Consider the following 13,804-nt stretch of genomic DNA (forward strand, 5'->3'; position numbering starts at 1 on the left):
ACCGGCCAAGGTCACCGTGCGCGCACCTCCACGTCATCGCCGTTGAGCCGCGCAGCCCACACCTGCAGCCGCTGCTCGGGGGCTTCCACACAGATGCCCTGCTCCAGATCGAAATGCTGTTTGTACAAGGGCGCCGTGACCACCAGCCGGCCGGCCAGGGTGCCGATCAGCCCCCGACCGATCACGTTGGCGCCTGATCGTGGATCGCGGTTCTGCACGGCGTACACCTTGTCCTCACCTTGGCCGGGCACATGAAACAAGGCGATCTGCACACCCTGCCACAGCGCGACGACGCCTGAATGGGCCACCAGGTCCTGGCGGCTGCACACGCGTACCCACTCCAGGCCGATGTCAGCTTTCTGCATGTTCAAAAGGGTCATCACTCGATCTCCTTGGCAGCGATCAGGCTGGCGTGCTCGACACGCGCAGGCCGGCGCTGACCACGTTCCTTGACGAACTGCACGTCCGGGTCCGCACCTGCGGCGTTGACGAACGTGCGGAAGCGCTTGAGCTTTTCCGGATCGTCCAGGGCATTGGCCCATTCGCACTCGTAGCGATCGACCACCAGCTGCATCTGCGCCTCCAGCTCGGCGGCCAGGCCCAGGCTGTCGTCGATGATCACCGCCTTGAGATAGTCGAGCCCGCCCTCCAGGCTCTCGCGCCATACCGAGGTACGCTGCAGCTTGTCGGCAGTGCGGATGTAGAGCATCAGGAAGCGGTCGATGTAGCGGATCAGGGTGGCGTCGTCCAGGTCGGTGGCGAACAGCTCGGCATGCCGTGGACGCATACCGCCGTTGCCGCTGACGTACAGGTTCCAGCCATTCTCGGTGGCGATGACGCCTACGTCCTTGCTCTGCGCCTCGGCGCACTCGCGGGTGCAGCCGGACACGGCGAACTTGAGCTTGTGCGGCGAACGCAGGCCCTTGTAGCGATGCTCGATGCGCAACGCCATGTCTACGCTATCCTGTACGCCATAGCGGCACCAGGTACTGCCCACGCAGCTCTTCACAGTGCGTGTCGACTTGCCGTAGGCGTGGCCGGTCTCGAAGCCGGCGGCGATCAGCTCGGCCCAGATGTCCGGCAATTCGTGCAACTGCGCACCGAACAAATCGATGCGCTGGCCGCCGGTGATCTTGGTGTACAGGTCGTATTTCTTGGCGACCGCTCCAATGGCGATGAGGCCGTCCGGGGTGATCTCGCCGGCAGGAATGCGGGGCACCACCGAATAGGTGCCGTTCTTCTGCATGTTGGCCATGAAGGTGTCGTTGGTGTCCTGCAGCGGCACCAGCCACGGCTCCATGATCGGCCGGTTCCAGCACGAGGCCAGGATCGAGCCCACCACCGGTTTGCAGATGTCGCAGCCCAGGTGGCCGTGGCCGTGGCGGGCCAACAGGTCGTCGAAGGTCTCGATGCGCTCCACGCGCACCAGGGCATAAAGCTCCTGGCGGGTGAATGCGAAGTGCTCGCACAGGCGGGTGTCGACCGTCACGCCGCGCGCCTTGAGTTCGTGCTCGAACACTTGCTTGAGCAGCCCGGCGCAACCACCGCAGCCGGTGCCGGCCTTGGTCTGACCCTTGAGCGTGGCAAGGTCCGCGCAGCCTGCATCGATGGCGCAACAGACCGCGCCCTTGGTGACGTTGTGGCAGGAGCACAGCGTGGCGGTGGCCGGCAGCGCCTCCATGCCCAACGCAGGTGCTGCCTCGCCCTGGGGCAGGATCAGCGACGACGGGTCGGCCGGCAGCTTGATGCCGTTCTGGATGTATTGCAGCAAGGTGTCGTAGTAGCTGTTGTCGCCCACCAGCACCGCACCGATGGCTCGCGTGCCATCGGCGGACACCACCAGCCGGCGATAGCTGGCCGTGGTCTCGTCGATGAAGCGGTAGCTGCGTGCGCCGGCACTGGCACCCTGGGCATCGCCGATGGAGCCGACATCGACACCCAGCAGCTTGAGCTTGGTGGACAGGTCGGCGCCAGCGAATGCCGGAGCCTGCAACCCGCACAACTGTGCGGCCACGCTGCGGGCCATCTGGTAGCCCGGCGCCACGAGGCCGAACACGCTGTCGTTCCACGCGGCGCATTCGCCGATGGCATGGATGTGCGGGTCGCTGGTCAGGCACTGGCCGTCGATGGCGACACCGCCGCGGGCACCCATTTCCAGGTTGCAGGCCCTGGCCAGTGCATCCTGGGCACGGATACCGGCCGAGAACACCACCAGGTCGGTTTCCAGGTGCTGGCCATCGGCGAAGTTCATGCGAAAGCGCAACTGCTCACCCGGCGTGATCGACTGGGTGCCCCGGGACAGATGCACCTGCACGCCCAGGGCCTCGATACGCGCCTTGAGCGCCACACCGCCTTCGGCGTCCAGCTGGACCGGCATCAGGCGCGGCGCGAACTCCACCACATGGGCCTCCAGCCCCAGGCTACGCAGGGCATTGGCCGCTTCCAGGCCCAGCAGACCGCCGCCGACCACCACGCCACGCCGGGCATTGGCCGCGGCGCTGCGAAGGGTGTCCAGGTCTGCCAGGGTGCGGTAGACCAGCCGCGATTGCGCAGCCGCACCGTCGATTGGCGGAACGAAGGGATAGGACCCCGTCGCCAGGACCAAACGGTCATAAGACAGCGCGCCATTGGCGGTGATCACCTGATGGCCCGTGCGGTCGATCGCCAGCACCGGCTCGCCCAGGTGCAAGGTCAGCCCCGGACGCTGGTAGAGCGCCGCATCACCCAGTGCCAGGGACTCGGCATCACGCCCGCCGAAGTATTCGGAGAGGTGGACCCGGTCGTAGGCACGCAGCGGCTCTTCGCCGAAAACGTGAATACGGTAGCGTTGCAGCGCACCCTGCTCGATCAACTGCTCGACGCAATGATGGCCGACCATGCCATTGCCGATTATCACTAGGTTCTGCAGATCACCCGCCCACTCGCTGTTCATGCACTCACCTCTGGAAGCCGATCCGGTTGTTTCGAAGCAAAAAAAAACGCCTGGAACCAGAAGGTTCCAGGCGCCATTGCCTGTTCGTGCTGCCGGCCCGTGGACCTGACGCAGTCGTCGTTACCTGAGCCGCCCAGGGCCACACGATCACCGTTGATCGTTCAGGTAGACCGCTGCGGTCGTGCAGCGGTTATACGAACACATGCAGCGGTTGTGCCACAACGGCCTCCAGCGACCGGTGAGGCGCACGCTTGCGGCCGAGGTGGCGTCGCAGGCCTGCCGCCGGGCACGGCGTAGCAGTCCCAAAACGGTGCATGGCATGCAGCGCTGCTCCAGGTCGAGGCACTGCCGATGCTCGAGTGCCACCTCGCTGGCTGACGAACCGCGCTCGACACCCTTCGAGCGCATGGGTCCCGACGTCCGCGCTGGTTGGCCCGGCCATTGCTAGGTCTGTGCAAACGCCGTCAACGTCGATGGCTGTCCATTCAGGCAATACCCCCCACGACAAAGGCGCCGTGCAGCTTCCGTTGAAAAACGTCGAAGCCGTATGGCGCCTTCGTCGTTTCTGCAAGAGAGCACGGCTATGGTGAAACCCCTTGAGCTCGGCAAGACCGTACGCAGCGTCTGTCCCTATTGCGGGGTGGGCTGCGGGATCGTCTTGCAGGTGCAGGACAACCTGATCGTCAAGGTGTCGGGTGACAAGCAGCACCCCAGCAATGCCGGTCGCCTGTGCACCAAAGGCAGCACCTGCGCCCTGCCGGTGGTCGACAGCGGTCGCATGGCGCAAGCCTTCGTGCGCGAAGTACGCCATCAGGATCCTGTGCCCGTCGGCATGGAGGCGGCCATCCAGGCCACGGCCCGGCGCCTGCGCGCCATCGTCGACACCCATGGCGCGGATGCCTTCGCCCTGTATGTCAGTGGGCAGATGTCGCTGGAGGCCCAGTACCTGGCCAACAAGCTGACCAAGGGCTTCATTCGCAGCCGGCATATCGAGTCCAATTCACGACTGTGCATGGCCAGCGCCGGCAGCGGCTACAAGCTGTCCCTGGGCGCGGACGGGCCGCCCGGTGCCTACGAAGACTTCGAGCACAGCGACGTGTTTCTGGTGATCGGCGCCAACATGGCCGACTGTCACCCCATCCTGTTCCTGCGCCTGCTCGACCGACGCAAGGCGGGCGCTCGACTGATCGTGGTGGACCCACGGCGCACCGGCACGGCGGACAAGGCCGACCTGTACCTGCAGATCGCCCCTGGCAGCGACCTGGCCCTGCTCAACGGCCTGCTGCACCTGTTGCTAAAGAACGGCCACACCGACCCAGCCTTCATCGCCCGCTTCACCGAAGGCTGGGAGGTGATGGAGGACTTCCTGGAGCGCTATACCCCGGAATACGTGGCGCAGATCACCGGCCTGGCCGAGGCCGATATCCGCCAATGCGCGCAGTGGATCGGCGAAGCGGCGAACTGGATGAGCTGCTGGACCATGGGCCTGAACCAGAGTGTGCAAGGCACCTGGCACACCAACGCCCTGTGCAACCTGCACCTGGCCACCGGCGCTATCTGCCGCACCGGCAGCGGGCCGTTTTCCCTGACCGGCCAGCCCAATGCCATGGGCGGGCGGGAGATGGGCTACATGGGCCCAGGGTTGCCGGGCCAGCGGTCGGCGCTGATCGCCGAGGATCGCGCCTTCGTCGAGCAGCTATGGGGAACGGAACCCGACAGCCTGCGTGCCGAAAGCGGCGACGGCACCGTGGCGTTGTTCCAGGCCATGGCCGAGGGCAGCATCAAGGCCTGCTGGATCATCTGCACGAATCCGGTGGCCAGCGTGCCGAATCGTCAGCAGGTCATCGACGCACTGGGCAAGGCGGAGCTGGTCATCGCCCAGGACACGTTCCTCGACACCGAGACCAATCGCTACGCCGACATTCTCCTGCCTGCTGCCCTCTGGGCCGAGGCCGAAGGCGTGATGATCAACTCCGAGCGCACCATGACCCTCACCCAGCAAGCCGTGCAACCTCCGGGCGATGCCCTGCCGGACTGGCAGATCATCGCCCGGGTCGCCTGCGCCATGGGCTACGCGCACGCCTTCAGCTATGCCAACGCCGCCGAGGTATTCGAGGAAATCAAGCGCGCGGCCAACCCGGCCACCGGCTACGACCTGCGCGGCGTCAGCCATGAGCGGCTGCGCGATCAGCCCGTGCAATGGCCCTGCGCAACCCCGCAAGCGCCGGCGCGCAACCCGATCCGCTACTGCAAAGCGGCGGTAGCGGGCGAGCGGCAGATCACCTTCCCGACGGCAAGTGGCAAGGCGCAATTCTTCGCCCGCCCTCACCTGCCGCCCGCCGAGCTGCCGGACGATGCGTTCCCGCTGGTCCTCAACACCGGCCGCGTGCAGCACCAGTGGCACACCCTGACCAAGACCGGCAAAGTGCCCACGCTGAATAAACTCAACCCCGGCCCCTTCGTCGAGGTCCACCCCAAGGATGCCGAACGGCTGGGCCTGCGCGCCGGCAGAGGGGTTCAGGTTCGTTCGCGCCGTGGCCTGGCGGTGCTGCCCGCGGTGATCAGCGACCGCGTTCGGCCAGGCGACTGCTTTGCACCCTTTCACTGGAATGACGTGTTCGGCGAAGCACTGGCCATCAACGCCGTGACCCACGATGCCGTCGACCCGATTTCATTGCAGCCTGGGTTCAAGTACTGCGCCGTGGCGCTGGAGCCGGCAGCCGATAGCGAGCAGCCAGAAACCTCCCTCGCCGGGCACGCCGAGCCGCCCGAGGCCGAACACGCGCTCAACGCTTTCGCCCGGGAGCAGGTCGAGACGCTCGAGCGGCTGCTGGACTTGCAGCCGGCCCCCGCGTTCGAGCTGCAGCCCCAGGAGCAGCTGTACATGCGTGGTTTTCTGCTCGGGCTGCGCAGCACGCAAGCACGCCAGTCAGGGGTGCCGGTCCTGCCCGAACAGGCGCCGGTCGATCCACGACGGCGCGTATTGATCGACGGCATGTTGGCAGGCCTGTTCTCCCGCACGGGCGATACCCCCCTGCCAGCCACGGCCCCGACACCCAGCGCCGAATGGCTGGTGCTGTGGGGGTCGCAGACCGGCAATGGGGAGACCCTTGCAGGGCTCTGCGCCCAGCGATTGGCCGGTGCAGGGCACCGTGCGCGCGTGCAGCCCATGAACGAGGTCGAGTTGCCGCAACTGCGCAGCGCCGCTGGCGTGCTGCTGGTGGCCAGCACCTTCGGTGACGGCGACCCACCGGACAATGCCGTGGATTTCTGGCAGACGCTGTCCCAGGCCGAGCCGCAGGCGCTGACCGACAGCCGTTTCAGCGTTCTGGCCCTGGGTGATTCCAGCTATCGGCAGTTCTGTGGTTTCGGGCGCAGGCTCGATGAGCGTCTGGCGGCCTTGGGCGCCGAACGCATTCAGCCGCGCCTGGACTGCGAGCCGGACTATCAGGCGCCCGCCGAACGCTGGCTGGTCGAGCTGTGCGCCAGGCTCGGCACCTCTATCAATGCTGATGACTCTGCAAAGGCCAACGGGAACGCCAGCGGCGCTCCTGCCCTGCCCTTGCCTGCCTCGACCCACCGCAGCGCCCTCACCCCGGAGCGCAACCCTTACACGCGTGCCCAGCCCCTGCGAACCACACTGCTGAGCAATCGTCTGCTCAACGGCCATGGCGCCGAGAAGGAGACCCGCCATCTGGCATTCGACCTCGCGGGTCACACCTTCCCTTATCAAGCCGGCGACGCGCTGGGCGTCTGGCCGGTCAATGCACCAAGGCTGGTGGACGAGGTGCTGGCTGCAATGGGTGTGAGCGGTGACAGCGAAGTCGCACTGGACAACCAGCCCCTGATGACGCTGCGCCGCGCGCTGAGCGAGCACCTGGAAATCGCCCGCATAAACCCGAACCTATTGCGCCGCGTCGCCGAGCTCAACGCCAGCGCCCACTTGCGCGCACTGCTCGAAGAAGACCAGCACGGCCCCTTGCAGGACTGGCTCTGGGGCCGACAGCTACCGGTGCTGCTGCGCGAGTTCCCGGTCGTGCTGGACGCGCAGCAGTGGGTACAACTGCTCAAGCCGCTGCAGCCGCGGCTGTACTCGATCAGCTCGAGCCCCGCGCTGACCCCCGACGAAGTGCACCTGACCGTCGCCACCGTACGCTACACCCATCAGGGCGTGGAGCGCGGCGGCGTGTGTTCCACCTTCCTGGCCGACCGCGCCGAAGCACAGGGGGTGCGTCTGTTCCTGCAACCCTCTGCGCACTTCCGACCACCGAAAGATCCCGAGACGCCGCTGATCATGATCGGGCCTGGCACCGGTATTGCACCGTTTCGCGCGTTCCTGCAGGAGCGCGAAGCCCAGGGCAGCCGTCGTAACTGGCTGTTCTTCGGTGAGCAGCGTGCTCGTACCGACTATTACTACCGCGACGAGCTGCGCGACTGGCAGCGCAAGGGCGTCCTGCAACGGCTGGACACCGCCTTTTCGCGCGATCAGGACGAGAAGATCTACGTGCAGCAGCGCATGCGCGAGGCCGGTGCCGAACTGTGGCACTGGCTGGAGCAAGGCGCCTGGGTGTGCGTCTGCGGCGACGCCGCACGCATGGCCAAGGACGTGGACGCCGCGCTCAAGGACATCGTGCAACGCCACGGCAAGATGAGCGGCGCGGCGGCAACGCTGTACGTCAGCGAGCTGAGCAAGGCCCGTCGCTACCTGCGGGACGTCTATTGAACGAGGGCTCGCCCGGCGCGTGCCCTCCAACAAGAGCATTCAGGAAATACCTCATGAGCGACGACAGCGAAGATCCGCCACTCCCGCCTGCACTGGCCTGGGTGGCCGGCAGCGACGCCCCTGAAAAGACCGTGCTGAACATCGGCTTCATGCCCCTCAGCGACGCTGCCTCTGTGGTGGTCGCGGCGACCCAGGGCTTCGCTCAGCCCTACGGCCTCACCCTCGACCTGCATCGACAGACGTCCTGGGCGGGACTCAACGACAAGCTGCTCAACGGTGAACTGGACGCGGCGCATGCCCTGTACGGCATGGTCTATGCGATTCAACTCGGCATCAGCGGTGCGCCGGCCAGCGACATGGCCGTGCTGATGGGGCTGAACCAGAACGGCCAGAGCATCAACCTCTCGCAAGCGTTGCGAAGCGCCGGTGTCACCTCCCCCGACGCCCTCAGGCAGCGCGCCGGTCAGCCCGGCAGGCCGCTCAATTTCGCCCACACCTTCCCCACTGGCAGCCACGCACTGTGGCTGTATTACTGGCTGGCCAGCCAGGGCATCCACCCGCTGCGGGACGTGAACAGCATGGTCGTGCCGCCGCCGCAGATGCTCGCGCACCTGCAGGCCGAGCGCATCGACGGCTTCTGCGTGGGCGAGCCATGGTCGGCCCACGCGGTGGCCCTCGGGCAGGGCTGTACGGTGGTCACCAGCCAGGCCATCTGGCCCGATCACCCGGACAAAGTCCTGGCCTGCACGCGCAGCTTCGTCGAGCGATACCCCAACGCTGCCCGTGCACTGGTCATGGCCGTCCTGGAGGCCAGCCGCTTCATCGAGGCCAGCCCGCAGAATCGGCGCAGCACCGCACAGCTGATGAGCGGCCAGGCGTACCTCGACCTGCCACTGGCCAGTATCGAGCCGCGCTTCATGGGGCATTACGACGATGGGCTCGGCAGACAGTGGCAAGACCCTCATGCACTGAGCTTCCACAACCACGGCCGCGCCAACTTCCCCTACCTGTGCGACGGCATGTGGTTCATGACCCAGTTCCGCCGCTGGGGGCTGCTGCGTGACGACCCGGATTACCTGGCCGCGGCCAGCCAGGTGCAGCAGCTGGAGCTGTATCGCCAGGCAGCGAGCGGTCTGCGAATGCCGCACGCCCCTGGGCCGATGCGTCGCTCGCAGCTGCTCGACGGCAGTGTCTGGGACGGCAGCGACCCCGCCGGCTACGCCCGCAGCTTCGCGCTTCACGCCCGCCATGACCCGTGACCGGAGGTTGACGATATGCTGCGCATCCTGCTGATCAACGACACTTCGCGAAAAGTCGGTCGCCTGCGCTCGGCCCTCAGCGAGGCCGGCTTCGAGGTGATCGACGAGTCCGGCCTGACCATCGACCTGCCGGCACGGCTGGAGGCGGTGCGCCCGGATGTGGTGCTGATCGACACCGAGTCCCCTGGCCGCGACGTCATGGAACAGGTGGTCATGATGACCCGCGACCAGCCCAGGCCCATCGTCATGTTCACCGACGAGCATGACCCTGGCGTGATGCGCCAGGCGATCCAGGCCGGTGTCAGCGCCTACATCGTCGAAGGCATCCAGGCCCAGCGCCTGCAGCCGATCATGGACGTGGCCATGGCGCGCTTCGAGAGCGACCAGGTGCTGCGCGCGCAGCTCCAGGCCCGCGACCAGCAACTGGCCGAGCGCAAACGCGTGGAATTGGCCAAGGGCCTGTTGATGAAGATGAAAGCGTGCGGCGAAGAGGAGGCCTACACCCTCATGCGTCGCCAGGCCATGAGCCGGCAGCAGAAGCTGATCCAGGTGGCCGAACAGATCATCGCCATGAGCGAGCTGCTGGACTGAGCCAGGCGTCGGTCGGCTGCACCGGGTGCTGGAGCGGTGTCGCTGCCGATCGATTCCACGCGCTGCTTCACTGGCGCTCGCATGTCACGACTTCCACGCACATCGCGCCGTCGACCACCGCGCACGCCACGCCCGGTGGCGACCTCGGTTGCAGGCCGCGCACCAGAATGCGGCGGCGGGCGCACCAATCGAGGCATTTCTGCCCTACCGCCCTTTGCTGCGGCCCGCTCCAAGCCCCGCCAGAGCGGGTGCGGCCGCCCTCTTGCCCTCTTGGCATACAACCTGCTGTAGCCAGTGCACAGGTAGCCAACGGCGGCTGCCCCACCCCGACAAAGACGTCGCACCTCCCATCGCGCAAGCGAATCGGGATTGCGACGTCTTTTGCGTTTCTGGCCTTGCGAAACGGGGCGGTGGAGCAACCGTGACAGGTCGCCCACCTGCAAGCACTTGACCTTCGTTGACTCTTTTTGCAGATGAGGTGCTGGAATGAACAACAGCTTCTGGAAAGCCGGACACACCCCCACATTATTCGCCGCGTTCCTGTACTTCGACCTCAGCTTCATGGTCTGGTACCTACTCGGCCCGATGGCCGTGCAGATCGCCACCGACTTGCAGCTGACCACCCAGCAGCGCGGTTTCATGGTCGCCACGCCGATTCTCGCGGGCGCGATTCTGCGCTTCGTCATGGGCATGCTGGCCGACCAGCTGTCGCCCAGGACGGCAGGCATCATCGGCCAGGTCATCGTCATCGTTTCGCTGCTGGCCGCCTGGCAGCTCGGTATCCACAGCTACGCACAAGCGCTGCTGCTGGGCGTATGCCTGGGCATGGCCGGCGCCTCGTTCGCCGTCGCCCTGCCACTGGCTTCGCAGTGGTATCCGGCCGAGCACCAGGGCAAGGCCATGGGCATCGCCGGTGCCGGCAACTCCGGCACGGTGCTGGCGGCGCTCGCCGCACCGGTGCTGGCGGCGGCGTTCGGCTGGACCAACGTATTCGGCCTCGCGCTGATCCCGCTGGTCCTGACCCTGATCCTGTTCAGCCTGCTGGCGAAGAACGCGCCGAACCGCAGCAAGCCCAAGTCCACCACCGACTACCTCAGGGCCCTTACCGACCGCGACAGCTGGTGGTTCATGCTGTTCTACAGCGTCACCTTCGGCGGCTTCATCGGCCTGGCCAGCGCCTTGCCCGGCTATTTCCACGACCAGTATGGCCTGAGCCCGGTGACCGCCGGGTACTACACGGCTGCCTGTGTCTTCGGCGGCAGCCTGATGCGGCCGCTGGGCGGTGCGCTCGCCGACCGCTTCGGCGGCATTCGCACCCTGCTGGGCATGTACGCCGTGGCCGCCGTGTGCATCGCGGCGGTGGGCATGAACCTGTCCAGCTCGGTGGCCGCCCTGGCGCTGTTCGTCAGCGCCATGCTCGGCCTGGGCGCGGGAAACGGCGCGGTGTTCCAGTTGGTGCCGCAGCGCTTCAGCAAGGAAATCGGGGTGATGACCGGATTGATCGGCATGGCCGGCGGCATCGGCGGCTTCCTCCTCGCCGCGGGTCTTGGCGCCATCAAGCAGCAGACAGGCGACTATCAGCTAGGCCTTTGGCTGTTCGCCAGCCTCGGCCTGGTGGCGTGGTTCGGCCTGCATGGCGTCAAGCGTCGCTGGCGAACCACCTGGGGCTCGGCAGCCTTTACGGCGGCACGGGTCTGAGCCGCGATCATGGCGTTGCAACTACGTTACGCCCAAAGCAGCGCGTGTGGTCCTCGTGCCGAGAACCAGGACGCCACGCGCATGGTCAGCCCGACCTCGGCACTGGCCACCAGCAAGGGCTACCTGTTCGCCCTGGCCGATGGTGTCAGCCACTGCGCCGACGGTGGCCTGGCGGCACGCTCGACCGTCCAGGCCCTGGCCCACGACTACTACGCCACCCCGCAGACCTGGAGTGTGGCGCAAGCGCTGGACCGTCTGTTGCTGGCCCAGAACCGCTGGCTCCACGCCAATGGCGGCGGTCAGCCGCTGCTTACCACCCTCAGTGCGCTGGTGCTGCGCGGCCAGCGCTTCACCTTGGCGCACATCGGCGACTGCCGGGTCTACCAATGGTACGACGGGCAACTGCAGCGCCTCAGCGAAGACCACGTGTGGTCTCAGCCAGGCCTGCAACACGTGCTCAAGCGTGCGCTGGGCCTGGAGCAGCACGTGGTGGTGGACTACCGCGACGGCGACCTGCGTATCGGAGCCTGCTTTGTGCTGGTCAGCGATGGCGTCTGGGCAACCCTCGGTGACGCGACGATCGCCGGCGTGCTACGCGACGAGCCGGACTTGCAGAAAGCCGTCGACGCCCTGGTCCACGCCGCGCACCTGGCCGGCAGCCAGGATAACGCCAGCGCCGTCCTGGTGCAGGTCGATGACGTCGGCCGGACCAGCCTCACCGACGCCCTCGGGCAGGTCGAACACTGGCCGCTGCCAGCGCGCCTCAAGCCAGGCCAGTGCTTCGAGGGCTGGCAAGTCGAGACCCTGCTCAGCGAGACCCGCCAGTCCTTGCTGTACCGCGTGCGCGATGCCCTGCAAAACAGCTGGCTGCTCAAGACCCTGCCGACCCGATGCGAGGGAGACGATGAAGCAGGCCAGCGTCTGCTTCAGGAAGAATGGTTCCTGCGCCGGGTGGCCGGGCGCTGTTTCCCCGAAGTCCACCCTGCCAGCGACCGCCAGCACCTCTATTACCTGATGCGCGAGCACCCCGGTCTGACCCTCGCCCAGCGACATCGCCAGCACGGCCCGCTGACCCTCAACCAGGCACTGGACATCGCCACGGCGCTGCTACGCGCACTCGGCATGCTGCACCGGCGCAACATCCTGCACCGCGACGTCACGCCGGATAATCTGCTGCTCGGTGACGACGGTGACCTGCGGCTGCTGGATTTCGGCCTGGCCTATTGCCCGGGGCTGTCCACCCACGACCCCGCCGTGCTATCGGGCACGCCCAACTACATCGCCCCGGAGGCCTATGCCGGCGCCGCGCCTAGCGCGGCCCAGGACCTGTACAGCGCTGGCGTGACCCTGTATTTCCTGTTGACGGGCCACTACCCCCACGGCGCCATCGAAGCGTTCCAGCGCCCCCGCTTCGGCACCCCGGTGCCGGCCAGCCGCTACCGCCCGGACCTGCCCGAGTGGCTGGTGCACACCCTCGACAAGGCCCTGGCCACCGATCCGAGCGAACGCTTCGAGACCGCCGAAGAGTGGCAACTGGCCCTGGAGCGCGGCGAACAGCAGCCGCCCCCACGCCCGCGGCCCCTGCTGGAACGCGAACCGGTGAAGGCCTGGCGCGCTATTGCGCTGGTGTCGCTGCTGTTCAACGCGCTGCTGGTGATTGGGCTGTTGCACGGCTGACGCCCGGAGTGATGACGGATCGGCGTACAAGGCATTGATCAGGCTCGTGGCACCCTTCTTGGAGGCCACGACGGATGAGTGCCGAGCACTCAAGCGACAGCTGGCCGTTTATAATCCGCACCAACAACCCGCTGCAAAACTGGCACTCAGTACAAGCATGAGCGCTCGATAGGCCAGCATGACGTTTCCCGTAGACCACGAAAGATAGTGACCATAACCTATATTGGTCACACCCTTTCAATCAGTTCTAGGATGCTTCCAGAATGACCACATCTTCTCCACCCTCGCCGGCCCGGGGGCCTGTCGACCACGACGTGAGGGATCAGATCATCCAGGCGGCCATGGTGCACTTCGCCCATTATGGCTACGACAAGACCACGGTCTCGGACCTGGCCAGGGCGATCGGCTTTTCAAAGGCCTACATCTACAAGTTCTTTGAATCCAAGCAAGCCATCGGCGAGGTCATCTGCTCCAGCCGGCTGGCGCTGATCCGCCAGCGCGTCGAGGACGTGATCAGCGACGCGACCACCCCGTCCGAGCAGCTGAGGCGTCTGTTCCGCGCCATTGCCGAGGGTGGCGCCGATCTGTTCTTCCATGACCGCAAGCTCTACGACATCGCTGCCGTCGCCTCGCGCGATCAGTGGTCGTCGGTGATGGCCCATGAAGCCACTGTCCAGCAGACCATTCGGCAGATCCTCGTACAGGGACGCGATCTGGGCGAATTCGAGCGCAAGACCCCGCTGGACGAGTCGACCCTGGGCATCTTTCTGATCATCCGGCCTTACGTGAATGCCGCGTTACTGCAACACAATCTGGACACCCTCGCGGACGCGATCATTCAACTGCCGGCCCTGGTCCTGAGAAGCCTCTCACCCTGAGACCACCTGACCCAACGATTATGTGACCATTGACAGTATTGGTCAC

The 13,804-nt window shown here is 66.2% G+C and carries 8 protein-coding genes; 6 read left to right on the forward strand and 2 right to left on the reverse strand.

Annotation, left to right across the window (positions count from 1 at the left end; genetic code table 11):
* Nucleotides 1-11: 11 nt before the first annotated feature.
* Together nirD and nirB are read right to left on the reverse strand one after the other, a co-directional pair.
* Nucleotides 12-380 carry a nitrite reductase small subunit NirD gene (gene nirD, locus IAE34_RS01165; RefSeq protein ID WP_200137030.1) on the reverse strand — a complete coding sequence of 123 codons (369 nt, stop codon included), beginning with the start codon at nt 378-380 and terminating at the stop codon, nt 12-14.
* Nucleotides 380-2,932, reverse strand: a complete 2,553-nt coding sequence (nirB, locus tag IAE34_RS01170; protein WP_200137031.1) for a nitrite reductase large subunit NirB — start codon at nt 2,930-2,932, stop codon at nt 380-382. The genes nirD and nirB overlap by 1 nt, the downstream gene beginning before the upstream one ends.
* Nucleotides 2,933-3,515: 583 nt before the next feature.
* Here nirB and IAE34_RS01175 point away from each other — a divergent pair.
* The 6 genes from IAE34_RS01175 to IAE34_RS01200 all read left to right on the forward strand — a co-directional run bounded on the left by IAE34_RS01175 (nt 3,516) and on the right by IAE34_RS01200 (nt 13,758).
* A complete protein-coding gene (locus IAE34_RS01175; protein WP_200137032.1) occupies nt 3,516-7,655 on the forward strand; it encodes a bifunctional nitrate reductase/sulfite reductase flavoprotein subunit alpha in 4,140 nt (1,379 codons plus the stop codon).
* A gap of 53 nt (nt 7,656-7,708) precedes the next feature.
* On the forward strand, nt 7,709-8,914 hold the full coding sequence (locus tag IAE34_RS01180) for a CmpA/NrtA family ABC transporter substrate-binding protein (RefSeq protein ID WP_200137033.1): 1,206 nt from the start codon (nt 7,709-7,711) through the stop codon (nt 8,912-8,914).
* A 15-nt stretch (nt 8,915-8,929) separates the two neighbouring features.
* Nucleotides 8,930-9,505, forward strand: a complete 576-nt coding sequence (locus tag IAE34_RS01185; protein ID WP_200137034.1) for an ANTAR domain-containing response regulator — start codon at nt 8,930-8,932, stop codon at nt 9,503-9,505.
* Nucleotides 9,506-9,991: 486 nt separating this feature from the next.
* Nucleotides 9,992-11,203 carry a nitrate/nitrite transporter gene (locus tag IAE34_RS01190; protein ID WP_200137035.1) on the forward strand — a complete coding sequence of 404 codons (1,212 nt, stop codon included), beginning with the start codon at nt 9,992-9,994 and terminating at the stop codon, nt 11,201-11,203.
* Nucleotides 11,204-11,212: 9 nt separating this feature from the next.
* On the forward strand, nt 11,213-12,880 hold the full coding sequence (locus IAE34_RS01195) for a bifunctional protein-serine/threonine kinase/phosphatase (protein ID WP_200137036.1): 1,668 nt from the start codon (nt 11,213-11,215) through the stop codon (nt 12,878-12,880).
* Nucleotides 12,881-13,143: 263 nt separating this feature from the next.
* Nucleotides 13,144-13,758: a TetR/AcrR family transcriptional regulator gene (locus IAE34_RS01200; RefSeq protein ID WP_200137037.1), complete on the forward strand. Its 615-nt coding sequence runs from the start codon at nt 13,144-13,146 to the stop codon at nt 13,756-13,758.
* Nucleotides 13,759-13,804: the final 46 nt, after the last annotated feature.

Origin of the sequence: Pseudomonas sp. S30, assembly GCF_016518545.1 — a bacterium.
In the GTDB taxonomy this organism is placed as follows: Bacteria; Pseudomonadota; Gammaproteobacteria; order Pseudomonadales; family Pseudomonadaceae; genus Aquipseudomonas.

Bases quoted from the DNA above. Each gene is read 5' to 3' on its own strand.
- nirD (WP_200137030.1), bottom strand. From the start codon at position 380: ATGACCCTTTTGAACATGCAGAAAGCTGACATCGGCCTGGAGTGGGTA.
- nirB (WP_200137031.1), bottom strand. From the start codon at position 2,932: ATGAACAGCGAGTGGGCGGGTGATCTGCAGAACCTAGTGATAATCGGC.
- IAE34_RS01175 (WP_200137032.1), top strand. From the start codon at position 3,516: ATGGTGAAACCCCTTGAGCTCGGCAAGACCGTACGCAGCGTCTGTCCC.
- IAE34_RS01180 (WP_200137033.1), top strand. From the start codon at position 7,709: ATGAGCGACGACAGCGAAGATCCGCCACTCCCGCCTGCACTGGCCTGG.
- IAE34_RS01185 (WP_200137034.1), top strand. From the start codon at position 8,930: ATGCTGCGCATCCTGCTGATCAACGACACTTCGCGAAAAGTCGGTCGC.
- IAE34_RS01190 (WP_200137035.1), top strand. From the start codon at position 9,992: ATGAACAACAGCTTCTGGAAAGCCGGACACACCCCCACATTATTCGCC.
- IAE34_RS01195 (WP_200137036.1), top strand. From the start codon at position 11,213: ATGGCGTTGCAACTACGTTACGCCCAAAGCAGCGCGTGTGGTCCTCGT.
- IAE34_RS01200 (WP_200137037.1), top strand. From the start codon at position 13,144: ATGACCACATCTTCTCCACCCTCGCCGGCCCGGGGGCCTGTCGACCAC.